22 protein-coding genes and 1 pseudogene are annotated in these 22797 nt (G+C 63.6%); 18 read left to right on the top strand and 5 right to left on the bottom strand.

The features are described from left to right. Window positions 1–18: 18 nt before the first annotated feature. The 6 genes and pseudogenes from LB555_RS05535 to LB555_RS29475 all read left to right on the top strand — a co-directional run bounded on the left by LB555_RS05535 (window position 19) and on the right by LB555_RS29475 (window position 6968). The gene (locus LB555_RS05535; RefSeq protein WP_318012986.1) at window positions 19–945 is read left to right on the top strand and encodes a DMT family transporter; all 927 of its coding nucleotides are present in this window, start codon (window positions 19–21) and stop codon (window positions 943–945) included. After that, window positions 938–1141, top strand: a complete 204-nt coding sequence (locus LB555_RS05530) for a hypothetical protein (RefSeq protein ID WP_015318460.1) — start codon at window positions 938–940, stop codon at window positions 1139–1141. Before LB555_RS05535 ends, LB555_RS05530 begins: the two co-directional genes overlap by 8 nt. 161 nt (window positions 1142–1302) lie before the next feature. Next, on the top strand, window positions 1303–1755 hold the full coding sequence (locus tag LB555_RS05525) for a MucR family transcriptional regulator (protein WP_140664810.1): 453 nt from the start codon (window positions 1303–1305) through the stop codon (window positions 1753–1755). A gap of 133 nt (window positions 1756–1888) precedes the next feature. Beyond that, entirely contained in the window at window positions 1889–3766 is a 1878-nt protein-coding gene (locus tag LB555_RS05520; protein WP_140878575.1) for an ABC-F family ATP-binding cassette domain-containing protein, read from the top strand. A gap of 211 nt (window positions 3767–3977) precedes the next feature. After that, on the top strand, window positions 3978–6098 hold the full coding sequence (locus LB555_RS05515) for a molybdopterin-dependent oxidoreductase (RefSeq protein ID WP_224682409.1): 2121 nt from the start codon (window positions 3978–3980) through the stop codon (window positions 6096–6098). Window positions 6099–6157: 59 nt separating this feature from the next. Then, window positions 6158–6968: pseudogene (locus LB555_RS29475) on the top strand (agmatinase family protein). A gap of 14 nt (window positions 6969–6982) precedes the next feature. Here LB555_RS29475 and LB555_RS05505 read toward each other — a convergent pair. Both LB555_RS05505 and LB555_RS05500 read right to left on the bottom strand, forming a co-directional pair. Next, entirely contained in the window at window positions 6983–8125 is a 1143-nt protein-coding gene (locus LB555_RS05505) for a flavin-containing monooxygenase (protein WP_224622130.1), read from the bottom strand. 61 nt (window positions 8126–8186) lie between these two features. Then, on the bottom strand, window positions 8187–8666 hold the full coding sequence (locus tag LB555_RS05500) for an Lrp/AsnC family transcriptional regulator (RefSeq protein ID WP_140823708.1): 480 nt from the start codon (window positions 8664–8666) through the stop codon (window positions 8187–8189). A gap of 104 nt (window positions 8667–8770) precedes the next feature. Here LB555_RS05500 and LB555_RS05495 point away from each other — a divergent pair, with 104 nt between their 5' ends. From LB555_RS05495 to LB555_RS05480, 4 genes are all read left to right on the top strand, one after another. Further along, window positions 8771–9979 carry a diaminopropionate ammonia-lyase gene (locus LB555_RS05495; protein ID WP_224682408.1) on the top strand — a complete coding sequence of 403 codons (1209 nt, stop codon included), beginning with the start codon at window positions 8771–8773 and terminating at the stop codon, window positions 9977–9979. A 14-nt stretch (window positions 9980–9993) separates the two neighbouring features. After that, the gene (locus tag LB555_RS05490; RefSeq protein WP_224682444.1) at window positions 9994–11241 is read left to right on the top strand and encodes a Zn-dependent hydrolase; all 1248 of its coding nucleotides are present in this window, start codon (window positions 9994–9996) and stop codon (window positions 11239–11241) included. Next, window positions 11234–12394 carry a M20 aminoacylase family protein gene (locus tag LB555_RS05485; RefSeq protein WP_015318452.1) on the top strand — a complete coding sequence of 387 codons (1161 nt, stop codon included), beginning with the start codon at window positions 11234–11236 and terminating at the stop codon, window positions 12392–12394. Before LB555_RS05490 ends, LB555_RS05485 begins: the two co-directional genes overlap by 8 nt. Window positions 12395–12703: 309 nt before the next feature. Then, entirely contained in the window at window positions 12704–12874 is a 171-nt protein-coding gene (locus LB555_RS05480) for a hypothetical protein (protein WP_224525574.1), read from the top strand. Window positions 12875–12907: 33 nt separating this feature from the next. On the opposite strand, the gene LB555_RS05475 is transcribed toward LB555_RS05480, so the two are convergent. Further along, window positions 12908–13048, bottom strand: a complete 141-nt coding sequence (locus LB555_RS05475; protein ID WP_224682407.1) for a hypothetical protein — start codon at window positions 13046–13048, stop codon at window positions 12908–12910. Window positions 13049–13157: 109 nt separating this feature from the next. On the opposite strand from LB555_RS05475, the gene LB555_RS05470 reads away from it, so the two are divergent. The 6 genes from LB555_RS05470 to LB555_RS05445 all read left to right on the top strand — a co-directional run bounded on the left by LB555_RS05470 (window position 13158) and on the right by LB555_RS05445 (window position 19379). Then, a complete protein-coding gene (locus LB555_RS05470; RefSeq protein ID WP_015318449.1) occupies window positions 13158–13331 on the top strand; it encodes a hypothetical protein in 174 nt (57 codons plus the stop codon). A gap of 68 nt (window positions 13332–13399) precedes the next feature. Beyond that, window positions 13400–15493, top strand: coding sequence for an ATP-dependent helicase (locus LB555_RS05465; protein ID WP_140878568.1), 2094 nt, complete (start codon window positions 13400–13402; stop codon window positions 15491–15493). A 10-nt stretch (window positions 15494–15503) separates the two neighbouring features. Next, the gene (gene dapB / locus LB555_RS05460; RefSeq protein WP_224682406.1) at window positions 15504–16283 is read left to right on the top strand and encodes a 4-hydroxy-tetrahydrodipicolinate reductase; all 780 of its coding nucleotides are present in this window, start codon (window positions 15504–15506) and stop codon (window positions 16281–16283) included. Window positions 16284–16458: 175 nt separating this feature from the next. Next, window positions 16459–17472 carry an ABC transporter substrate-binding protein gene (locus tag LB555_RS05455; protein ID WP_015318446.1) on the top strand — a complete coding sequence of 338 codons (1014 nt, stop codon included), beginning with the start codon at window positions 16459–16461 and terminating at the stop codon, window positions 17470–17472. A gap of 159 nt (window positions 17473–17631) precedes the next feature. After that, window positions 17632–18486 carry an ABC transporter ATP-binding protein gene (locus LB555_RS05450; protein WP_015318445.1) on the top strand — a complete coding sequence of 285 codons (855 nt, stop codon included), beginning with the start codon at window positions 17632–17634 and terminating at the stop codon, window positions 18484–18486. Between the two features lie 14 nt (window positions 18487–18500). Further along, the gene (locus tag LB555_RS05445) at window positions 18501–19379 is read left to right on the top strand and encodes an ABC transporter permease (protein ID WP_015318444.1); all 879 of its coding nucleotides are present in this window, start codon (window positions 18501–18503) and stop codon (window positions 19377–19379) included. A 45-nt stretch (window positions 19380–19424) separates the two neighbouring features. Here LB555_RS05445 and LB555_RS05440 read toward each other — a convergent pair whose 3' ends face one another. Both LB555_RS05440 and LB555_RS05435 read right to left on the bottom strand, forming a co-directional pair. Then, window positions 19425–20777, bottom strand: a complete 1353-nt coding sequence (locus LB555_RS05440) for a sensor histidine kinase (RefSeq protein ID WP_224682405.1) — start codon at window positions 20775–20777, stop codon at window positions 19425–19427. Window positions 20778–20789: 12 nt separating this feature from the next. Then, the gene (locus LB555_RS05435) at window positions 20790–21467 is read right to left on the bottom strand and encodes a response regulator (protein ID WP_015318442.1); all 678 of its coding nucleotides are present in this window, start codon (window positions 21465–21467) and stop codon (window positions 20790–20792) included. 479 nt (window positions 21468–21946) lie between these two features. Between LB555_RS05435 and LB555_RS05430 the strand changes: the two genes are divergently transcribed. Next, entirely contained in the window at window positions 21947–22147 is a 201-nt protein-coding gene (locus LB555_RS05430) for a DUF680 domain-containing protein (RefSeq protein ID WP_015318441.1), read from the top strand. Window positions 22148–22192: 45 nt separating this feature from the next. Continuing rightward, the gene (locus LB555_RS05425) at window positions 22193–22420 is read left to right on the top strand and encodes a DUF680 domain-containing protein (protein ID WP_015318440.1); all 228 of its coding nucleotides are present in this window, start codon (window positions 22193–22195) and stop codon (window positions 22418–22420) included. The last annotated feature ends 377 nt before the right edge of the window (window positions 22421–22797 follow it).

Here is a 22797-nt window from a genome sequence, read left to right as displayed (position 1 = left end):
CGGTTTTCGGACAGGATCATGGTCGAACGCAGAGATAGAGCCCCATGGCGCTTCTTTCGGCATGGATCAGGCTCGATGTCCGCGCTGGTCTTCGCCACCGGCGCGGTGGCGTTGTGGTCGACAAATGCGCTGGTGGGCAAATCCCTGCTGGCCAGTCACCCGGTGTCGCAGGTGCAGTTCCTGCAATTTGCAGGGGCCGCGCTGGTCTTCGCGGCCATCCGGTTGATGAGCCGGGAGAAAGCCACGGCAATCACGGCGAGCACCGCGCTGGTGCCGCTCGCGGTCGGCTTCATCGGTCTGGTCGGCACCATGGTGCTGCAATATATCGCCTTCGCCTCGATGCCGGTGATCGAAGCCAATCTCGTGGCCTACACCTGGCCCTTGATGGTTGCCGCGGTCGTGATCGCCTTCGAAAATCCCCGGCGTCCGGCTTTGCTGGGCCTTGCAGCGGCCCTTGGGTTCGTCGGCGTCGCGCTGGTGATTTCGGGAGGCCGCGACCGCACCTGGTTTCAGGGTGATCTCGCCGGCTATCTGTGCGCATTCGGGTCCGCGCTGTGCATGGCTTTCTATTCGGTGATGGTGGGACGGCTCGCCACTTCGCCGGACCGCCTGTTGCTGCCATCGTCGCTGGTTGGCGTCGCTTTGACCCTTATATGGTCCGCTCGCGAAGGCTTCGCCTGGCCCACCGGGGTGGATCTGGCCCTCGGGCTCTATCTCGGTGCCGGCCCCATGGGGCTTGGTTACTACTTCTGGTCGCGGGCCCTGAAACTGGGAGGCAGCGGGAAGGTGGCTGTCATTGCCTATCTCACGCCGATCGCTTCGACACTGCTGCTGACCTTGTCCGGCGAACGGTTGACGACGACAGCCATTGCCGGAGCCGTCCTTGTCATAGGCAGTTGCATCGCGGTCGGACTGGAACGTTCGGAGGCGGAAAATTATGTTTGACGACAATGAACGTCTCGCCAGGCAGGAAGCGCATTGGCTGATCAAGGAATTTGGCGCCGAGGCACCACTTTACGCCGCGATGAAGGCCGAAAAGGCGATCGAGCAGAAGGATTTCGGGCGTTGTGCCCGCTGGAAGCGTATTCTTGAGATATTGGCTGACAGCCGTTCAACCAAGTCTGCCGTATCCAAGTATTAGATTTTCTAATTTGCACGAGGTCGATTTCCCATAAAAGTAGTTGGCGCCAAGTCTTGATTCGTTTTGGGACTTGGCGGGTCCGTTGGGGGCACGGTTAAAGAGATACATCGACAAAAGTCTTCACTGGGGTAGACGACTTTGTCGCAAATAGGGTGAAAGAATTGTCAAATATCGAGGATAAGATCGTTATCGAGCTAACCGCCGATATTGTCTCGGCTTATGTAGGCAACAATCCGCTCCCGGCTTCGGGCCTGCCTGACTTGATTGCCAGCGTCAGCGCCTCGGTCCGAAAGCTGGCTGGTGCGGCTGTCGTGGAAAGCCCGAGCCTTGTTCCGGCCGTAAATCCGAAAAGGTCGGTGTTTCCCGACTACATCATCTGCCTGGAGGACGGAAAGAAGTTCAAGTCGCTCAAGCGACATCTCAGGACGGACTACGGCTTGAGCCCTGACGACTATCGCGCCAAATGGGGCTTGCCGCCGGACTACCCGATGGTCGCGCCGAATTACTCCGCGACCCGGTCGGCGTTGGCGAAGTCGACGGGACTTGGCCGCAAGCCGGCCGCTGCGCCGGCAGTCGTGGCCAAGACGACAAAGCGCGGCAGGGCGGCTGCCTGAGGCCTTGCCGACTGCACGGCGGGCGCTGTCGCGGCTCTGACGGCGCGGTTGTGGGCGCCGTTTCCAGGCCTTGTGCGGCCAACTGGCCCGCAAGGTCTTGCGAAGCGTTGATGTCCGGTGCAAAAGCGCGGCCATGCTTATCATCAACGACCTCTCGCTCCGCATGGCGGGGCGCCTGCTTCTCGACCACGCCTCGCTCACCCTGCCGGCCGGCACCAAGGCCGGCCTTGTCGGCCGCAACGGGACCGGCAAGACGACGCTGTTCAAGGCCATAACAGGCGATTTCCCCTCCGAGACGGGTTCGATCAGCCTGCCGAAGAATACGCGGATCGGTCAGGTGGCGCAGGAAGCGCCCGGCACCGAGGACCCGCTGATCGAGATCGTGCTCAAGGCCGACCTCGAACGTTCCGCGCTCCTCGAAGAGGAAAAGACCGCCACCGATCCGCACCGCATCGCCGACATCCACATGCGGCTGGCCGATATCGACGCCCATTCGGCCGAGTCTCGCGCGGCCACCATCCTGGCCGGCCTAGGCTTCGACGACGCCGCGCAGCGCCGTCCGGCCTCGTCCTTCTCCGGCGGCTGGCGCATGCGCGTTGCGTTGGCCGCCGTGCTGTTTTCAGAGCCCGACCTTCTGCTGCTCGACGAGCCGACCAACTATCTCGACCTTGAAGGGACGTTGTGGCTTGAGAACTATGTTTCAAAGTATCCGCACACGGTGCTTCTGATTTCGCACGACCGAGATCTGCTCAACCGTGCCGTCAATTCGATCGTTCATCTCGACCAGAAGAAGCTGACGTTCTGGCGCGGCGGCTACGACCAGTTCGAGCGCCAGTATACCGAGCAGAAGGAATTGCAGGAAAAGGGCAGGGTCAAGCAGGAAGCCGCCCGCAAGCATATGGAATCCTTCGTCGAGCGTTTTCGCGCAAAGGCCTCCAAGGCAAGGCAGGCACAGTCGCGCATCAAGGCGCTGGAAAAGATGAAGCCGATCTCGGCCATCGTCAACGACACGGTACGGCCGTTCTCTTTCCCCGAGCCTGTGAAGACCGTGGCCTCGCCGATCGTGGCGCTGAACAACGTCAATGTCGGCTACACCGAGGGTCAGCCGATCCTGAAGAAGATGACGCTGCGCATCGATGCCGACGATCGCATCGCGCTGCTCGGTGCCAATGGCAACGGCAAGTCGACCTTCGCCAAACTTCTGTCGGGTCGCCTGAAGCAGGAAACCGGCACCATGACGGTGGCGCCGGGTTTGAAGGTGGCGATCTTCGCCCAGCACCAGCTCGACGATCTGCGTCCTGAGGAAAATGCCTATGAGCACGTCCGCCGGCTGATGCCGGAGGCGCCGGAATCGAAAGTGCGCGGCCGCGTCGCCCAGTTCGGCCTCACGACAGAGAAAATGAACACGCCCGCCAAGGACCTGTCCGGTGGCGAGAAGGCGCGCCTTCTGATGGGCCTGTCTGCCTTCGAGGGGCCGAACCTGTTCATCCTCGACGAACCGACCAACCATCTCGACATCGACAGCCGCGAATCGCTGATCCATGCGCTGAACGAATTTCCCGGCGCCGTTATCCTGATTTCGCACGACCGCCATCTGCTGGAGGCGACCGCCGACCGGCTGTGGCTGGTCAAGGACGGTGCGGTCAATCCCTATGACGGCGACCTGGAGGACTACAAGACGCTGGTCACCGGCGTCTCCGGCGACCGCCGTGGCAAGCGCGAAGCGGACAAAGCGTCAAAAGCCGACCGTCGCCGCGACGCGGCCGCACGCCGCGCCGCCTTCGAACCGCTGGCCAAGGAAATCCGCGCCACCGAGGCGCTGATGGATCGCATCCGCAAACGCATCGACGGCATCGAGGACGAGCTCTCCAATCCGGCGGTCTATGAAAAGGATCCCTCGACCGCGACGCGGCTCGCCAAGGAGCGCTCGCAGCTTGCGCAGACGCTGGCAGGCCACGAGGAAAAATGGCTGACCATGTCGGCCGAATATGAGGAAGGCACGGCGGAGTAGGGTGAGCGCTTCACCTTCTCCCCCTGGGAGAAGGTGGCCTCGCGAAGCGAGGTCGGATGAAGGGTATGCCTGGAAACGCCAGCGTCTCACTCCGCTGGAACACCCCTCGACGTCTCGGCGCTATTGCGCCGATCCACCTTCTCAGCAAGGGGAGAAGGGAAGGTGCCATCTGGCCCTACACCTGACCGTTATAAACGGGTAGCTTGCTCCCATGAACCAGCACGCCAACCTCCGCATCGGCCATTCGGCCTGTCCGCATGATTGCCCGTCGACCTGTGCTCTCGAGGTCGAATTGCTCGACGGCAACCGCATCGGCCGGGTCCATGGCGCCAAGGCCAACAGCTACACATCGGGCGTCGTCTGCGCCAAGGTCGCCCGCTATGCCGACCGCGTCCATCATCCCGATCGTCTGCTGAAGCCGCTGGTGCGCAAGGGCGCCAAGGGCGAGGGCGTCTGGCAGGAATCTAGCTGGGAGGCCGCTCTCGACCTCGTCGCCGAGAAATTCGACGCGGCCGAAGCGAAGTACGGCTCCGAGACGGTCTGGCCCTATTACTATGCCGGCACGATGGGGCTGGTGCAGCGCGACGGCATCGAGAGGTTGCGCCACGCGAAAAAATACTCGGGCTTCTTCGGCTCGATCTGCACCAATCTCGCCTGGACCGGCTGGATGATGGGGGCAGGCGCGCTGCGCGGACCGGACCCGCGGGAGATGGCGAAATCCGACTGCGTGGTGATCTGGGGCACCAACGCCGTGGTCACGCAGGTCAATGTGATGACCCACGCCATCAAGGCGCGCAAGGAACGCGGTGCGAAGATCGTGGTCATCGACGTCTATGAGAATGCGACGATGAAGCAGGCCGACATCGGTCTGGTCCTGAAGCCCGGCACCGACGGCGCGCTCGCTTGTGCCCTCATGCACGTCCTGTTTCGCGAGGGCCTGGCCGACCGCGCCTATCTGCAGAAATATACGGACGATCCGACGGGCCTGGAGGCGCATCTCGTTACCCGCACGCCGGAATGGGCGGCTGATATTACCGGTTTGACGGTCGCCGAGATCGAGACCTTCGCGCGCCTCGTCGGCACGACGAAAAAGACCTATTTTCGCCTCGGCTACGGCTTTGCCCGCCAGCGCAACGGCGCCGTCAACATGCATGCCGCGTCCTGCATCGCCGCCGTCACCGGCGCCTGGCAGTATGAGGGCGGCGGCGCCTTCCATTCCAATTCCGGCATCTTCAAACTCAACCAGGAGGTGCTCGAGGGCACGCGCATGCGCGATCCCTCGATCCGCTATCTCGACCATTCGCGCATCGGCCCGGTGCTGACCGGCGCCAGTGACGCGCTTTATGGCGGGCCGCCGGTGACGGCGATGCTGATCCAGAACACCAATCCGGTGAATGTCGCGCCCGAGCAGCGCCTGGTGAAGCAGGGATTTTTGCGAGACGATTTGTTCACCTGCGTGCACGAGCAGTTCATGACCGACACGGCCAAGCTGGCCGACGTCGTGCTGCCGGCGACGATGTTCGTCGAGCATGACGATATCTACAAGGGCGGCGGCAACCAGCACATCACGCTCGGCCCCAAGCTGATCGAACCGCCGGAAGGGCCGCGCACGAACCATTTCGTCATCGAGCAGCTGGCCGAGCGCCTTGGTGTCGCCGACAGGCCGGGCTTCGGGCTGACCGAGCAGCAGCATATCGACATCATCCTCGGCAAGCGCGGGTTGGGCAGCTTCGCCAGCTTGGAAGAGCAGAAGTGGATTGATCTGCAGCCGGATTTCGACACGGCGCATTTCATCCGGGGCTTTGGCCATGCGGATGGCAAATTCCGCTTTCGCGCCGACTGGACCGGGCAGGCGGCTCCGAACCGGCCGCCGAAGAGCATGGGCCTGTTCGGTCCGGTGGCGCGATTGCCCGAATTTCCCGACCATGTCGACCTGATCGAGGTGGCTGACGAAGCCCATCCGTTCCGGCTGACGACCTCGCCGGCGCGCAACTTCCTCAACTCGACCTTTTCCGAAACACCGGTGTCGAAGGCCAAGGAGGGCCGCCCGGAACTCCTGCTGCATCCCGATGACGCGGCGGCTCTAGGGCTGGCCGAGGGCGACCGTGTCGAGATCGGCAACATGCGCGGCGAGGTGGTGCTGCACGCCAGACTGTTCGGCGGCATCAAGCGCGGCGTCGTGATCGCCGAAGGTATCTGGCCGAACAGCGCGCATGAGCGCGGCGAGGGCATCAATGTACTGACCGGCGCCGACGCCCCCGCACCCTATGGCGGCGCTGCCTTTCACGACAACAAGGTCTGGCTGCGCCGGGCGCAAGAGCTGAGTGCATAGCGGCCGCGATTATCGATTGCGCCTGATGTCAATTCGTCCGTCGCAATGGGAGAGTGTCGATGGCTGGCGCGATTTCGCTTCTGGGCATACCGCATGACGAGAATTCGTCCTACCTCCAGGGTGCGGCCAAGGCGCCACCTCTCATCACGCGCGAACTCACCAGCGATGCTTACTCCTCTTGGAGCGAGACCGGCTTCGACCTGACCGGCCGCTTCGTCGATCATGGCGACATCGACTTCACCCAACCGGGCGATCCCTGGCAGCGCATCGAAAGCGAAGTCGGTCGCGCCCTGGACGCAGGCCACCCGCTGATCAGCCTGGGCGGCGACCACGCGATCACCTGGCCGGTGCTGCGCGCGGTGCGCCGTCGCCAACCCGAGCCTGACGATCGTGCATATCGATGCCCACCCCGACATCTATCATGCCTACGGTGACAATCCGCGTTCGCACACCTCGCCCTTCGCGCGCATCATGGAGGAACGGCTAGCCGACCGGCTGATCCAGATCGGCCTGCGCGCCGTGAACGACCATCACCGCGATCAGTTCAAGCGCTTTGGCGTCGAGGTCGTGGAGGCCGCGCATTTCGGCGAAAGCCTGACGCTTGATCTCAAGACCCCGGTTTATATCTCGATGGATCTCGACGGGCTCGATCCAGCCTTTGCGCCCGGCGTCTCCCACCGCGAGCCCGGCGGCCTGTCGACGCGGCAGGTCATCAACCTGATTCAAAGCATCAACCTGCCGATCGTTGCCGCTGATATCGTTGAATACAATCCGAGCCAGGACCTCTCCAACATGACGGCGCTTGTCGCCGCCAAACTGACGAAGGAGATCGCCGGCATGATGCTCAGGACATCGCCCGCGGTGGATTGAGGGCGCGCCTGGGATCACACCGGCAGGGTTTCGGCCACCTTTTTCCTGTTTTGCCGTTGGCGGATGTCATCGGCGACCGCCTGGGCCTCGATGCCGATTTCGCGCAACAGCCCGGTGACCGCGTTGTGAAAGCCGACCAGATAAAGGCCGAGATCCGAAGCTCGGGCATTGACGCCGCTGGGGCCGGGCTCCACGCCGGGTTCGAGGAACCTGGCATAGCCTGGCCGGTAGCCGGTGGCGAAGAGGATGGCGTCGAATTCGCCGTGCTTGCCGTCCGCAAAACGGGCGCCCCGTTCCGAGATTTCGGCGATGTCGGGCGCCACCTTGATCGCACCTTCCCGGATCTTGCCGATGGTGCCGACATCGATCACCGGAATGCGCGACGCAAGGGCGATCTGCTGCAGCAGTCCCTGCTTCGGCCGTCTGAGCCCAAACTTCTCCAGCCTCCCCAGCACCAGATCGAGGATGACGGGGAACAGCGCGTCGTTGATGCGCTGCGGCCCGAGCCGCGTCGCCATGCCGACCATCTGGATCGGCACGCCGAACAGTTCGCGCGGGACGATGTGAACGCCGCCGCGCACCGAGATCGTCGGTCGGGCGCCGCCTTCCACCAGATCGAGCGCAATCTCCGCGCCGGTATTGCCCATGCCGACGACCAGCACCGATTGGCCGGCAAAAGGCGCGGCGTTGCGATAGTCGGCGCTGTGCAGCGTCTTGCCCTTGAAGGCGTCGATGCCGGCAAATCTGGGCAGCAAGGGTTCGGCATTGTAGCCGGACGCGATCACCACATGCGAAGCGCGTAAGGCGCCGGAGGTCGATTCCACCCGCCAACCGCGGCCATCCCTGGCGACCGCTCGCACCGTTTCGCCGAAGCGGGGCTCCAGGGCGAAGCCTTTTGCATAGGCGTCGAGATACTCGACCACGAGGTGGCGCGGCACATAGCGCGGATAATCCCTTGGGAAGGGAACGAAGGGCAGCGAGGAGTAACGCTTGGTCGTATGCAGATGCACACGGTCATAGTGACGCCGCCAGGCTGGCGCGGCCTGCTGCTCCTTCTCAAGCATGACGAAATCCTGCCCGGCCTGGCGAAGACATGCGGCAACCGCCAGGCCCGCCGGCCCGGCACCGATGATCGCGACTTTCGTGGTTTCGTCCATGCGCGCCTCCCTCTCCAATTGGCGATCCAGAATGTCAGAAACGTGGCAAGGGTGCACCGGCTCATCCAGGCAGGGGCACCGTCAACCCGACCTTGACGCGGTCCATGGCGACGAAGGTGCGGAACTTCCGCACATTGTTGCTGCCGAAGAACAGTTTTCGCGTCAGCGCCTCGTAGGCGCCCATGTCGGCCACGGCGATGACGAGGATGAAGTCGGCCTCGCCGGTGACATAATAGCATTGCTGTACTTGCGGCTCCGCCGAGAATTGCCGCTTGGCCTCGTCGATCAGTTCGGTGCGTTCGCTCTCGAGCTCCACCTCGACGAAGATAGTGATCGGCTGGCCGACGACCGCCGGCTCGACAATGGCGACATTGCCGGTAATGACGCCGGTCTGCTCCATGCGCTTGATGCGGCGCTGCACGGCTGGCGCCGACAGGTTCACCGCCTCGCCGATCAGCCGTTGCGGCGTCGTGTTGTCCCGCTGCAGGATGGCAAGGATGGCGAGATCGAAGCTGTCGAGTGAGGCTGGCGACTGAGACATTGCTATCCTGACGAAACAAACTTGCATTTCAAGAGCTAAATTGCGGCGCTTTTTGCGCAGGGTTTGCAATATATCTTCTCTTGGACGCCAAGGAGAGACCGCCAATGTTCCTGCCCAATCGCCATGCCTTGCACCGCCAGCCGCTGGACGAGGCCGATGCCGAAACCCTCGGCATCGTCGGGGCGGACACTGTCGAGCGTTTCCTTGCCCGCCGTGACAATCACTTGGCGACGCCGCTGCACGCCCTGCCGGCGTTGGCTGGCGAACTCGGTCTCGGCACCTTGCATGTCAAGGATGAGGGCTTTCGCCTCGGTCTAGGCAGCTTCAAGGCGCTGGGCGGCGCCTATGCGGTCTTCCGTCTGGTCCTGGAGGAGGCAAGCAAGCGGCTCGGCCGCTCCGTCGGTGTCGCGGATCTCGATCGGCCCGAAGTCCGGTCGGTCGCGGCGACCATGACGGTTGCTTGCGCTACCGACGGCAACCATGGCCGCTCCGTCGCGCAAGGCGCCGAGCTTGTTGGCGCAAAGGCGGCGATCTTTGTCCATGCCGGCGTCAGCGACGGGCGCGTCGCGGCCATCGCCCGCTATGGGGCGGAGATGATCCATGTCGACGGCAATTACGACGATTCGGTCAGGCAGGCAGCGCGCGTCGCCGCGGAGAAAGGCTGGACGGTGGTTTCCGATACCTCATGGCCGGGCTACGAACGCATTCCGGGCCTCGTCATGCAGGGCTACACGGCGATCGTGCGCGAGGCGCTGGGCCAGATCTCCGAACCGCCGACCCATGTCTTCGTGCAGGCCGGCGTCGGCGGCATCGCGGCGGCGGTCGCCGGCCATCTCGCCATCGTGCTTGGCGAAGCCAGGCCGGTTTTCACGGTGGTGGAACCCGCCCGTGCCGCCTGCGTTTTCGGCGCCGCCAAGGCCGGGCATCCGGTCAAGATCGCGCATGGCGAGGCGACAGTCATGGCGATGCTCGAATGCTACGAGGCCTCGCCGGTCGCCTGGCGCGTGCTGGCACGCGTCGCCGATGCCTTCATGACCGTCGACGAGGACGAAGCCATCGCCGTGATGCGGCGGCTGGCCCGCCCGGCCGGCAACGATCCGGCCATCGTCGCCGGTGAAAGCGGCGGGGTCGGCCTTGCCGGGCTGATCCGGGCGATGACCGATCACAAGGCCGAGCTTGGCCTCGACGCCAGTTCGCGCGTCCTAGTCGTCAACACCGAAGGCGCGACAGATCCCCGCCGCTATGCCGAACTCGTCGGCATGAATCCGGCGGATGTGCTTGCCGGCAAGGTGCTTTCTGGAGCGACGCCATGACCTTGATCGATGCCATGACCTCGATCGACGCACAAAGGCTGCTTGGCCGCATCCGCGAGCTCGGCGGCATCGGTCGTGATGGCGAGGGCAGATTGGTGCGGCTGGCCGCCTCCGACGCCGACAGGCTGGGTCGCGACCGCTTCGTCGGCTGGCTGCGCGAGGCCGGTCTCGAAATCGCCATCGATCGCATGGGAAATATCTTCGGCGTCTGGCAGGCGCCGGCGAATGCCGGCCATGCGCCGATCCTCGTCGGCTCGCATATCGACACCGTCATCGATGCCGGCATTTATGACGGCTGCTACGGCGTGCTCGCCGGGCTGGAGGTAATCGAGACGCTGAAGGCGTCGGCTCTTGTCCCGTCGCGCCCGCTCGCGGTCGCCGCCTTCACCAACGAGGAAGGGGTTCGCTATTCCCCCGACATGATGGGTTCACTGGTCCATGCCGGCGGCGTCGGGATCGACGAGGCGCTGGCGGCCGTCGGCACCGACGGCAGCGTGCTGGGAAAGGAACTGGCCCGCATCGGCTATGCCGGCGACGAGGAGCCGGGCTTCCTCAAGCCGCACGTCTATCTCGAATTGCATATCGAGCAGGGCCCGGTTCTGGAACGCGAAGGCGTGCCGATCGGTGCTGTGGAAAACCTGCAAGGCATCTCCTGGCAGCGCATCACCATAGACGGCGTCGCCAACCACGCCGGCACCACGCCGATGTCGATGCGCAATGACGCCGGGCATGCGGCCGCGCGTGTCGTCACGTTCCTGCACGACCGCGCCAAAGCTTCGAACACGCCGACCGTTGCAACGGTCGGCACGATGCGTTTCGAGCCAGACGCCATCAATGTCATTCCCTCGCGCGCCGTCTTCACCGTCGACCTGCGCGACCCTTTCGAGCATCGCCTGCAAGCCGAGGAAGCCGCACTCGCCGCGTTTCTTGAGGACCTCGCGGCCGATGATGGCGTCACGATCTCGGTCGAGCGGCTGGCCCGCTTCGAGCCGGTGATCTTCGATATCAGCATTGTCGAATTGATCGAAGCTGCCGCGAAGAAGCGCGGGTATGCATCCAAGCGCATGACCTCAGGCGCCGGCCACGATGCGCAGATGATGGCGCGCCTCGCGCCCGCGGCGATGATTTTCGTGCCGAGCGCCGGTGGCATCAGCCACAATCCGCGCGAACATACCGCCGATGCCGAGCTTGTCGCCGGCGCCAACATCCTGCTTGATATCGTTGCCCACCTTGCGGATCAGGAGGTATCAGGCGATGGCTGAAATCGATCGTGATGTGCTGAAGCTGGAGATGACCGAATGGCGGCATGATCTGCACGCGCACCCTGAATTCGGCTTCGAGGAGGAGCGCACCGCGGCCTTCGTCGCCGCCAAGCTGCGCGAATTCGGACTGGACGATGTCGCCGAGGGTGTCGGCGGCACCGGCGTCGTCGGGACTTTGAAGCGCGGCAGCGGCAACCGCGCGATCGCGCTGCGGGCCGACATGGATGCTCTGCGCATATCAGAGCAATCAACCGCGCCATACCGCTCCGGCAATCCCGGAATCATGCATGCCTGCGGCCATGACGGCCACACGGCGATGCTGCTCGGTGCGGCCAAGCTCATGGCCGGGGAGGGCGGTTTCGACGGCACCGTGCGCTTCATCTTCCAGCCGGCGGAGGAATGGGGAAAAGGCGCGTTGGCGATGCTCGACGATGGCCTGATGCAGCGCTTTCCCTTCGACGAGATCTTTGGCCTGCACAACATGCCGGGCTTGCCGGTCGGACATTTCGAGACCCGCGCCGGCCCGGTCATGTCGGCCGAAGACGTCTTCGAGATCGTGCTCAGGGGATTGGGCGGTCACGCTGCGCGGCCGCATTCGGGTCAGGAAACGCTGGTCGCCGCCTGTGCGCTGGTTACCAACCTGCAGACCATCGTCTCGCGCCGGCTGAGCCCGGCCGACATCTCCGTGGTTTCGGTGACCGAACTGATCACCGATGGCACCCGCAACGCACTGCCGGGCATCGCCCGCATCCTTGGCGACGCGCGCAGCTTCCGCCCCGAGGTGAGCGCCAAGATCGAATGCCAGATGCGCATCATCGCCGAAGGCATCGCTACCGCTTACAACGTTGCCGCCGAGGTCAACTACACCAGGGAATTCGTGCCTTTGCGCAACGATGCCGAACTGGTCGACGCGGCCTTTGCCGCCGCCGGGACTGTTTTCGAACGCGGCAATATCGCGGTCGCCCGCGAGCCGATGACGGCGTCGGAGGATTTCGCCCGCTTCCTCGACCACGTGCCGGGCTGCTTCGTCTTCCTCGGCAACGGCGAGGCCTCGGCACCGCTTCACAATTCCAGTTACGACTTCAACGACGACGGGCTGTTGTTCGGCGCCAGTTTCCATGCCGCCATCGCCAGGCAGCGGCTTGGGACTTGAACCCCCGGGGGGATTTTCGCGGCATTTAGCGGGGGAAAACGCCGGGGAAAGGCCGAAATCCTTGATCTGGCATGACGCTACGGCAAGACTCAGCTAGCCTCGCTCACGCGGCGGACCTGATATCCGCCTGGCCGGCGCTATCAGATTACCTCCCAAGCGGCGCCGGCCTTCTCTCCTGCATGCTAAATTAGATTTCGTTAAAGTTAGAACGCTCGCGCTCGGCGGAAGTTAGGGTTTTACTGTCATGGCTGTGGCACGCTTTTGGATGCTGCGGGTTCATAGATGCGCGGGCGGAGCTGGATAAAGGCGGTGCGTCAGGACGAAGCGCGGCGGGTGCGCGCCCGCATCGCTCAACTCGAACGAGACTTGACCGCCGCCTCGGCGCAGACACGACAGCTGCGCCAGGACGCAGGCCACGAGCTGCGCAATGCCAAGTTCCGCCTCGAGCGTCTCGAGGAATGCATCGCGGCAATGCGGTGAAGATCCCGCAATCGTTTTTGCGCAATGCTCCATTCACTGGCTGGCAATGCCATTGTTCACGACAGGAATGGCGAGATCTTGATCGGCCCCAGTCGCCTTTGTCGGCGGCAATTTGTTGCCGCAGGCCGAGAAAGCCAAAGTCACCAGCGCGAGGATCAGTCCCAGCTTTTTCATGGCTACTTCCTCCACCCGCAGAACGAGGCGGTGTCGGTTTGGTTGCACGATTGCGCCGAGGGAACAAAATCCCCTGCCTCAGGTTGACCCAGCGAAGGAGGACCGCCGCATGATCCGTTTGCTTCTGGTTGGCACGCTGGCCTTTGTCACTTACCGTCTCGCCCGCAAGATGATCGACGAGGTTCCCGACAGTGTCGATCCGCTCTTGCTGCCAGCGCCCGCAAACGACCGCGAGGCGCTGCGCCGGCAGTCGGCGTCGATGGGCGTTGACCCGAAACGCTGATTGCTCCCGCTGTATTGGCGGAGCTGCTTCTCTGTTGCGAACAAAGCGGAAACGATGCTTGATGGGCGATGAACCTCGCCGCCCATGATTCGACGTTTTTGGAACAGACCGGCCAGCCGGCTTATCTCGCCCGGCTGAACGACGCCCAACGCCAGGCCGTCGAACATGGCGACGGCAAGATTGCAGGCCCGCTGCTGGTTATCGCCGGCGCCGGCTCCGGCAAGACCAACACGCTGGCGCACCGCGTCGCCCACTTGATCGTCAAGGGAGCCGACCCGCGCCGCATCCTGCTGATGACGTTTTCGCGGCGCGCCGCATCCGAAATGGCGAGACGTGTCGAGCGCATCGCCGGCGAAGTGCTCGGCCGCGACGCCGCAGTGATCACGGACGCACTGACCTGGGCCGGCACTTTTCATGGTATCGGCGCGCGGCTGCTGCGGGACTATGCGCTGGAGATCGGCCTCGATCCGGCCTTCACCATCCATGATCGCGAGGATTCCGCCGATCTGATGAATCTCGTGCGCCACGAACTCGGTTTCTCCAGGACGGAAGCGCGCTTTCCGACCAAAGGCACCTGCCTTGCCATCTATTCGCGCGCCGTCAACGCGCAGGCGCCGCTGGGTGAGGTCCTGGGGTCCGCCTTCCCCTGGTGCGCCGGCTGGGCCGAGCAGCTCAAGCAATTGTTTGCCGGTTACGTGGAGGCCAAGCAGGCGCAGAATGTGCTCGATTACGACGATTTGCTGCTCTACTGGGCGCAGATGACCGCCGAGCCTGAAATCGCCACGCATCTGGGCGGACGGTTCGACCATGTGCTGGTCGACGAATACCAGGACACCAACCGGCTGCAGGCCTCGATCCTGATGGCACTCAAGCCCGACGGCGCCGGGCTGACGGTCGTCGGTGACGACGCGCAGTCGATCTATTCGTTCCGGGCCGCCGAAGTGCGCAACATCCTCGACTTCCCTAGACAGTTCGCGCGGACCGCCGATGTGGTGATGCTGGAGCGCAATTATCGCTCGACCGAGACCATTCTGGCGGCCGCCAACGCGGTTATCGGCGAAGCCTCGGAGCGCTTCACCAAGAACCTGTGGTCGGAACGCAAATCCGCCGACAAACCGAGACTTGTGACCGTGCGCGACGAGGTCGAGCAAGCGAACTTCGTCTGCGACACCATCCTTGCCGAGCGCGAGGCCGGTACCGCGCTGAAGTCGCAGGCGGTGCTGTTTCGCGCCTCGCACCACAGCGGGCCGCTGGAGATCGAGCTGACGCGGCGCAACATCCCTTTCGTCAAGTTCGGTGGCCTGAAATTCCTCGATGCCGCGCATGTCAAGGACGTGCTGGCGGTACTGCGCTTTGCTGAAAATCCGCGCGATCGTGTCGCCGGCTTTCGCGTGCTGCAGCTTCTTCCCGGCATTGGCCCTTCCGCGGCCGCGCAGGTCGTCGAGGCCATGACGTCGGCGCTGGACGAGGCGATGGGACTGGCCGGCTGGCGTCCGCCGCAGCGCGCCGCCGACGACTGGCCCGGCTTCGTCTCGCTCTATTCCGGCTTGCGCGCCGGCGCCAAATGGCCGGCCGATCTCGAACAGGTCAGGCTGTGGTACGAACCGCATCTGGAGCGCATCCACGAGGATGCGATCACGCGCCGCGCCGACCTGCTGCAACTCGAGCAAATCGGCTTGGGCTATGCTTCGCGCGAACGCTTCCTGACCGAGCTGACGCTCGATCCGCCGGACGCAACCAGCGACCAGGCCGGCCCTCCGCACCGCGACGAGGACTATTTGATCTTGTCGACCATCCACTCGGCCAAGGGCCAGGAGTGGAAGAACGTCTTCGTGCTGAACACGGTCGATGGCTGCATTCCGGCCGATCTCGGTGTCGGCACCAAGGAAGATATCGAGGAGGAGCGACGGCTGCTCTACGTGGCGATGACACGGGCCAAGGACAATCTCAACCTCGTCATGCCCCAGCGCTTCTTTCCGCATGGCCAGGCGGCACGCGGCGACCGCCATGTCTACGCCTCGCGCACCCGTTTCATTCCGGCCTCCATCCTCGCCGCGTTCCAGCAGCTTTCGTGGCCGGCCGCGCAAGCGGCGCAGGGCAGGGCGCCTCGGCCGGAGGTGCGCGTCGATATTGGCGCGCGCATGCGCGGCATGTGGAAATAGCAGGAAGCCGATGCCGCAGCCGCCGATCAGGATCGCCATATCAGGCGCTCTCGGCCGCATGGGTCGCCAGATGGCGGATGCGGTGCGGGCCGATGCGCGTCTGGCGCTCGCCGGCTGCTTTCACCGTCCGGGCAGTGTCGGCGACGGGCTGGTGAGCCGCGACGAGGCAATTGCCATGGCTGACGTGGTGGTCGACTTCACCACGCCGGCGGCCTCCGTGGAACTGGCCAGATTGTGTGCCGGGAGGGGCGGGCCAGCCCTGGTGATTGGCTCGACGGGCTTCGAGGCCGCCGAGATGGCCACCATCGCCCATGCCGCGAAAACCATTGCCATCGTGCGCTCCGGCAGCTTCTCGCTCGGGCTCAACATGCTGGTCGGATTGGTCGAACAGGCAGCGCGGGCGCTCGACCCCGATGACTGGGATGCGGAGATTTTCGAGGCGCATCATCGCCACAAGATCGACGCGCCTTCGGGCACGGCGCTGATGCTGGGGCAGGCTGTTGCCGGCGGACGCGAAATCGGGCTGGAGACGGTTGCGAGGCGCGTCCGCGATGGCGTCACCGGCGCGCGGCCGGCGGGCGAGATAGGCTTCGCGGTGGCGCGGGGCGGCGCCATCATTGGTGAGCACAGCGTCAGCTTCTGCACGGAAGGCGAGACCGTCACCTTGGCGCATTCGGCTGGTGACCGCATCATGTTTGCACGCGGCGCCATCGCCGCGGCATTGTGGGTGGCGGGCCGCGCTCCCGGCGAATACGACATGCGCGACGTATTGGGTTTTGGCGCATCGTAACCAGCAAATCCTGGCTGTTTTCATTCCCCGGTTGCTAAAGTGGCTGAAAGCCAGCTGAAAGCTTGGGCATGCAATTGATTCATTGCGGCGTTCGCCGCGTGACCGGTGCGGGAGTGGCCGGCAGGAGGAATGCGGCGCAGCCTGGATGGCGCGCCGCCCAGGTGGAGGAAGTTACATGACCGGTTTGATCTCGAAGTGCATCTTGCGTTCGGCGGCGCTGACGCTCGCCATTGTCGGCACGGGCGCGACCGCGGCGTGCGCCGCGGACAAGATCACCATCATTGTCGGCGGCATGGAAAAGCAGATTTACCTGCCGGCCGTGCTCACCCAGCAGCTCGGCTACTTCAAGGATGAGGGGCTCGACGTCGAACTGATCAACTCGCGAGCCGGCGTCGAGGCCGAGAATGAATTGCTGGCCGGCGCCGTGCAGGGCGTTGTCGGCTTTTATGACCACACTGTCGACCTACAGTCAAAGGGCAAATACATCGAGTCGATCGTCCAGTTCAGCCAGGCCCCTGGCGAGGTCGAACTGGTCTCCGCCAAGCACCCGGAGATCAAGTCGCCGGCCGACTTCAAGGGCGCCACGCTGGGCGTCACCGGGCTTGGGTCGTCGACCGATTTCCTGACGCAATATCTTGCCGTCCGCAGCGGCCTGAAGCCGGGTGATTACACGCTGCTGCCGGTAGGCGCCGGCAACACCTTCATCGCCGCCGTCAAGCAGGACCAAATTCAGGCCGGCATGACCACGGAGCCGACCATCGCGAAATTGCTCAAGACCGGCGAGGCCAGTGTCCTGGTCGACATGCGCACGCCCGAAAAGACCAAGGAAGCGCTGGGCGGCGACTATCCTGCGGCATCCTTCTACGTCCAGTCTTCCTGGGTCGAAGGCCACAAGGACGAAGCACAGAAGCTCGCCAATGCCTTCGTCAAGACGATGAAGTTCATCGCCGGCCATTCGGCCGAGGAGATCGCCGACAAGATGCCGAAGGACTATTACGCCGGCAACAAGGATCTCTATATCCAGGGGCTCGCCGGCGGCAAGGCGATGTTCACGCCCGACGGACGCATGCCGGCCGATGGCCCGGAGACGGTGCTGAAAGTTCTGTCGACCTTCTCCAAGAGCCTGCAGGGCAAGCAGATCGACCTGTCGAAAACCTTCACGACGGAATTCGTCGACGCCGCCAAGTAGGCAGGCAGGCGAGGCGGGTTACCGGTTCGCTCTTGAGGAACAACAAGTTGCGCCGCTGGCCTGAATCGATTTGGCAGCGGCGCGCCTACCGATGTCGAGAGATGGCGACCACAAGTTTTGGCCGCAGGCATTCTCGCATCATCGCCACAGGAGTATGCCATGCAAGTGCAAACGATGGCGGCTGAGAAGTTGTCTCAGGCCGCGCCGCCGGCCGATGCCGCGATCGCTATCGATGATGTGACGCTACGCTTCGTCACGCCCGACGGCCATATGATGACGGCGATCCGCGACTTCACCATGACGGTGGCGCGTGGCGAATTCGCCTGCGTCGTCGGGCCGACCGGCTGCGGCAAGTCGACGACGCTCAACCTCGTCACCGGCCTGCTGCGGCCGACCACAGGTCATGTCCGCGTCATGGGCAAACCGGTCACCGATATCAGCCGCGACATCGGTTTCGTCTTCCAGGCCGATGCGCTTTTTCCCTGGCGAAGCGTCATCGACAATGTCGCCGCCGGTCCGCTTTATCGCGGGATCCCCAAGGCGCAGGCCTATGATCGGGCCCGCGACTGGATCGCCCGCGTCGGCCTCGGCCGCTTCGAAAAACATTATCCGCACCAGCTTTCGGGCGGCATGCGCAAGCGCGTCGCCCTTGCCCAGACCTTCATCAACCAGCCGAAGATTCTGCTTATGGACGAGCCGTTCAGTGCGCTCGACATGCAGACGCGCACGGCCATGCAGGACGAATTGCTCGGCCTGTGGTCGGAACAGAAATCCTCCGTCGTCTTCGTCACCCACGATCTGGAGGAGGCGGTGGCGCTGGCCGACAAGGTCTATGTGCTCACCGCCGGGCCGGGAACGGTCAAGAGTGTCTACCGCATCGACCTGCCGCGTCCGCGTGTCATGGCCGACATCCGTTACGACCCGAAATTCGTCGAGATCGCCAAGGTGATCTGGAACGACCTGCGCGAAGAAGTGCAGCTCGGCCAGAGCCGCACCTTGCAGAGCGGGCATTGAGAGGAGACACCAACATGACCGCTATCTCTCCCACCGCTTCCCATGCCGCCGTCCGCGATGCCTCCATTGCCGTTGCCGAGGCCCGGGCGAGGGCCCGGCTGCGCCGCCGCCATGCTTTGGTCATCGGCCTGCGCCTTGCTATCCTCGTTGCGTTCCTTGGCCTGTGGGAACTCGGCGCCGACTATAACATCATCGACCCGTTCTTCTTCGCCAGCCCCTCGGGCATCTGGGAACAGATCTGGTCCTGGATCACCGAGGGCACCTCGCAGGGACCGCTCTGGCTGCAGATCTATGTGACGCTGGAGGAAACCTTCCTCGGCTTCGCTATCGGCGCACTGGGCGGCATCGCCGCCGGCATCATTCTCGGCCGCAACCGGCTGCTGGCCGATGTCTTTTCGATCTACATCAAGATCGCCAATTCCGTGCCGCGCGTCGTGCTCGGCTCTGTCTTCATCATCGCGCTCGGCCTCGGCATGGCCTCGAAAGTGGCGCTCGCCGTGGTGATGGTGTTCTTCGTCGTTTTCGCCAACGCCTTCCAGGGGGTTCGCGAGGCCGACAGGGCGATGATCGCCAACGCCCAGATCCTCGGTGCCTCGCCGTTCCAGATCACCCGCACCGTCATTATCCCGTCGGCGATGAGCTGGATCCTGGCCAGCCTGCATGTCAGCTTCGGCTTTGCCTTGGTCGGCGCCGTGGTCGGCGAATTCCTCGGCGCCAAGCAAGGCATGGGCCTGCTGATCTCGACCGCGCAGGGCGCCTTCAACGCCAATGGCGTCTTCGCCGCCATGATCATCCTGGCGGTTATGGCGCTGGTGGTGGAATTCATCATCACCCGCTTCGAGAACTATGTCGTCAAGTGGCGGCCGGCGCCGTTCAACGAGCAGGGCACCTGATTTTGTTCCGAGGACAGTACGAGCCCGCGCTTGGTGCGGGTCGGTTCAGGCCAGGGGCAACCTGACCTCGACCACCAGACCGCCGGCCGCGCCATCCCCGAGGGTGACGCGGCCGGCGGCATTCTCGACAACCTCGCGCACGATGGCGAGGCCCAGGCCGCTGCCTTCCTCGGTCGAACCGGCGATGCGATAAAAGCGCTCGAACACGTGATCCCGCTCTTCGGCCGGGATGCCGGGTCCGTCATCGGCTACCGTCAACACGGCTTCGCTATCGATGGCGGCCAGCTTCACCGTCACGCTGGCGCCTGCCGTCGAGTAACGCAGCGCGTTGTCGACAAGATTGACGATCATCTCGCGCAGCATGGTGCCGTCGCCAATGACTGCAACCGGCCCTCTTTCCTCCAGCCCGAGATCGATCTTGCGGGCGATCGCCGCGGGCGCCTGCGTTTCCAGTACATGGCGGGCGGCTTCTGTCAGGTCGATGCGATCGGCGCGTGGCCGCCGGCTGCCAGGCTCGGCACGCGACAGGGTGAGCAATTGTTCGGCCAGCCGCGCCAGCTTGCCGGAGCTGGCCTGCAGCGCCACCAGCGCTTCCTGGCGCGCATCGGTGGCGGTTTCGCGTAGCGCATAGCTTGCCTGCGTCGATAGCAGCGCCAGCGGCGTGCGCAATTGATGTGCGGCATTGGCGATGAAACGGCGCTGCGCTCCCATCTGCGCGCGCACCCGTTCCATGTAGGCGTTGAGCGCCTCTATCAGAGGCCGGATTTCGCTCTGCGCGCCCGGCACGTCAACCGGATCGAGGTCGCTTCGGCTTGGCGAACGCACCGCGTCGCGCAGGCTCATCAATGGCGCCAGGCCACGGCGCAGGCCAAGCAGCACGAACACGCCGGCGATCGCCACCAGCGCCAGTTGCTGGACGAAGGCGCTGAACCACAGCCGCTTCACCATCGCATCATGCCCGGAGAGCGTTATGCCCACGGTGACCGTTATGGGGGAATCGCCGCCGGCGCCGATCACCGCGTGGCTGAGCGTCAAGAGCCGCAACATATGATCGCGATAGCTCGCCTCGACGCTCGCATGCCGCGGCGCTTGCGGCAAATCGGGGTAACCGGTCAGCAACCGTCCTCCGGCGGTCTCGACGCGATAGTAGACGCTGTCGCGATCGCCGGTATCGAACATCTCGATCGCCGCCGGCGGGATGGTAGCATCGAGTACGCCATCGGCCATGGCGACCTGCTCGGCGATGGCGCGGGCCGAGCCGACCAGCATGCGGTCGGTGACCAGATCGGCGGTCGCCAGAGCGTTGCGCTGGCTGGTCCACAGATTGATGGTCGCAAGCCCGGCCAGGGGGAGCACGACCCAGGCCAGCAATTGCAGGCGCAGGCTGTTAGTCTTCATAGCGCCAAATCATCATGGCGCCAGGTCCTCATGGCGCAAGAGATAGCCGAGGCCACGCAAAGTGGTGATCTGGACCCGCGACCCCTCGAGCTTCTTGCGCACACGGTGCACATAGATCTCGATGGCGCTTGGATCGGCGTCGGTCTCGAAATCGTAGACCGCCGCCGACAGGGCGGCCTTGCTTACCGTACGTCCCGCCTTGATCATCAATTGTTCAAGCACTGCATGTTCGCGCGGTGTCAGGGCCAGTGTTTCACCGCCGAGCGAAAACAGCCTGGTGTTGGTGTCGAAGATGAGGTCGCCGCAGGCAACGACCGGTGCCGTCCGGTCATTGGCGCGGCGCAGTTGCACGCGGATGCGCGCTTCGAGTTCCTCTACCTGGAAGGGCTTCGCCAGATAGTCGTCGGCGCCTTCGTTGAGGCCTTTGACCCGGCCATCGAGGCTGGCATTGGCAGTCAGTACGATCACCGGCACCCGGTTGCCGCGGGCTCGCAGCATGCGCAGCACTTCCAGTCCGCCCATGCGGGGCAACGCAAGGTCGAGAATGACAAGCGCGTGGTCGCCGGCGGCAAGCGCGTGCTCGACATCCTCGCCGTCATGGACGATGTCGACGACATAATTCGCCTGGCGCAAGGTCTTGCCTAGCCAGTCCGCCAGTTCGCGATTGTCCTCCACAAGCAGCAATCGCATGTCTATTGCCGTTCCAGCATCCACTTCGGTCTCAACGGCCACCAAGGCTCGATCGACGATCCATTCGGCAATCGGACCCGGATGATCGATAGTATCGATCGCAACGCAAGGCAAATGCGGTTTGGCTGCGGCCGGCGATGGTTTTTCGCGGGCTAGATGCCTCGTTTGAAACATAAATCGAACCGAACGGTTCGGTTCTGGTTGACGGATTGTATCGTAAACAGTGAACAATAGGCGTGAGTCGGTTGGTGTTTGCGTCTGCGGGAGAAACGCTAATCTACTGAAAATGTTTGAGAATTCAGGCTGAAAATGCTGCAATGCAATATGCATTGTCCATAATATGATGAAATACTGCAAAACCGACGCGACTGGTAATTCCAAAAGGCCTTCCCCATTTGGAGGTGGTCCGAGCGACGCGAAATCCTCCCAAGGGGCACGCCACTAGACGGACAGAACAAAGAAATTCTGGAGTAAATAAAATGACCAAGATCGCTCTTACCGCCGCCGCCATCCTCGTTGCCACGGGCACTGCTTTTGCCGGCAGCGACAATTATGGCTCGGCCAACGCCAACCAGCCTGCCGCCACTGTCGACCATTCGGTCACTGCTTCGACCTCGAAGTCGACGGCCGCGTCGGTCCAGGCTCCGCAGGGCGCTGACCGCAACCTCTTCGGCCGCTAATCGCGACTGCCAATCCATCCAACTTTGAATTCAGGAGTACTTGAAATGACCAAGATCGCACTCACCGCCGCTGCCATCCTCGTTGCCACTGGCACCGCTTTTGCCGGCAGCGACAACTACGGTTCCGACAACGCCAACCAGCCGGTTGCCAGCCAGTCGACCTCCAACGTCGACACCTTCCACACCGGTTCGATCCTGAAGGCGGACAAGGCGCAGGCCGATGCCAATGCCAACGTTCCGGCTCAGTCGGGCCAGGGCATCTGGGGCCGCTAATCCCTTCTAGCATCGCGTGACTACAAAGAGCGGTGGGCCTGGCCCGCCGCTCTTGTTTTGTGACAAATGGAATCAGGCGAGCCAGTCGGGTTCAGTCGTGCCGGATAGCCGTCGAACAAGTGCCGGCCAGCGCGCCGATCACGGATCGAACCAATCGGTTCAATTAATGTTGACGCTCCGTGAACGCCCGGCGAACGCCCCCTCGGCGAAACAAAGCGTGATACTCCGTGAGTTGCGCAACAAGAGACTGATAACGTTGATAAAAAACACTTCTGCCGAATCCGTGCCCCAGCCTCGATGTCCGAAATCGGGCCGTGAAGGAACATCTTCGTGATTGGAAGCCGACGAACGAAAAACCCACTTTCAGCTGGTCCGAG

Source organism: Mesorhizobium sp. BR-1-1-10 (genome assembly GCF_020165595.1).
GTDB classification, from domain to species: Bacteria; Pseudomonadota; Alphaproteobacteria; order Rhizobiales; family Rhizobiaceae; genus Mesorhizobium; species Mesorhizobium australicum.
The sequence above is the reverse complement of the archived record's forward strand: the minus strand, read 5'-3'. Positions and strand labels throughout refer to the sequence as shown.

Coding starts and splice junctions, on each gene's coding strand:
- LB555_RS05535 (WP_318012986.1), top strand. CDS start 19: ATGGTCGAACGCAGAGATAGAGCCCCATGGCGCTTCTTTCGGCATGGA.
- LB555_RS05530 (WP_015318460.1), top strand. CDS start 938: ATGTTTGACGACAATGAACGTCTCGCCAGGCAGGAAGCGCATTGGCTG.
- LB555_RS05520 (WP_140878575.1), top strand. CDS start 1,889: ATGCTTATCATCAACGACCTCTCGCTCCGCATGGCGGGGCGCCTGCTT.
- LB555_RS05515 (WP_224682409.1), top strand. CDS start 3,978: ATGAACCAGCACGCCAACCTCCGCATCGGCCATTCGGCCTGTCCGCAT.
- LB555_RS05505 (WP_224622130.1), bottom strand. CDS start 8,125: ATGGACGAAACCACGAAAGTCGCGATCATCGGTGCCGGGCCGGCGGGC.
- LB555_RS05500 (WP_140823708.1), bottom strand. CDS start 8,666: ATGTCTCAGTCGCCAGCCTCACTCGACAGCTTCGATCTCGCCATCCTT.
- LB555_RS05495 (WP_224682408.1), top strand. CDS start 8,771: ATGTTCCTGCCCAATCGCCATGCCTTGCACCGCCAGCCGCTGGACGAG.
- LB555_RS05490 (WP_224682444.1), top strand. CDS start 9,994: ATGACCTCGATCGACGCACAAAGGCTGCTTGGCCGCATCCGCGAGCTC.
- LB555_RS05485 (WP_015318452.1), top strand. CDS start 11,234: ATGGCTGAAATCGATCGTGATGTGCTGAAGCTGGAGATGACCGAATGG.
- LB555_RS05475 (WP_224682407.1), bottom strand. CDS start 13,048: ATGAAAAAGCTGGGACTGATCCTCGCGCTGGTGACTTTGGCTTTCTCG.
- LB555_RS05470 (WP_015318449.1), top strand. CDS start 13,158: ATGATCCGTTTGCTTCTGGTTGGCACGCTGGCCTTTGTCACTTACCGT.
- LB555_RS05465 (WP_140878568.1), top strand. CDS start 13,400: ATGAACCTCGCCGCCCATGATTCGACGTTTTTGGAACAGACCGGCCAG.
- dapB (WP_224682406.1), top strand. CDS start 15,504: ATGCCGCAGCCGCCGATCAGGATCGCCATATCAGGCGCTCTCGGCCGC.
- LB555_RS05455 (WP_015318446.1), top strand. CDS start 16,459: ATGACCGGTTTGATCTCGAAGTGCATCTTGCGTTCGGCGGCGCTGACG.
- LB555_RS05450 (WP_015318445.1), top strand. CDS start 17,632: ATGCAAGTGCAAACGATGGCGGCTGAGAAGTTGTCTCAGGCCGCGCCG.
- LB555_RS05445 (WP_015318444.1), top strand. CDS start 18,501: ATGACCGCTATCTCTCCCACCGCTTCCCATGCCGCCGTCCGCGATGCC.
- LB555_RS05440 (WP_224682405.1), bottom strand. CDS start 20,777: ATGAAGACTAACAGCCTGCGCCTGCAATTGCTGGCCTGGGTCGTGCTC.
- LB555_RS05435 (WP_015318442.1), bottom strand. CDS start 21,467: ATGCGATTGCTGCTTGTGGAGGACAATCGCGAACTGGCGGACTGGCTA.
- LB555_RS05430 (WP_015318441.1), top strand. CDS start 21,947: ATGACCAAGATCGCTCTTACCGCCGCCGCCATCCTCGTTGCCACGGGC.
- LB555_RS05425 (WP_015318440.1), top strand. CDS start 22,193: ATGACCAAGATCGCACTCACCGCCGCTGCCATCCTCGTTGCCACTGGC.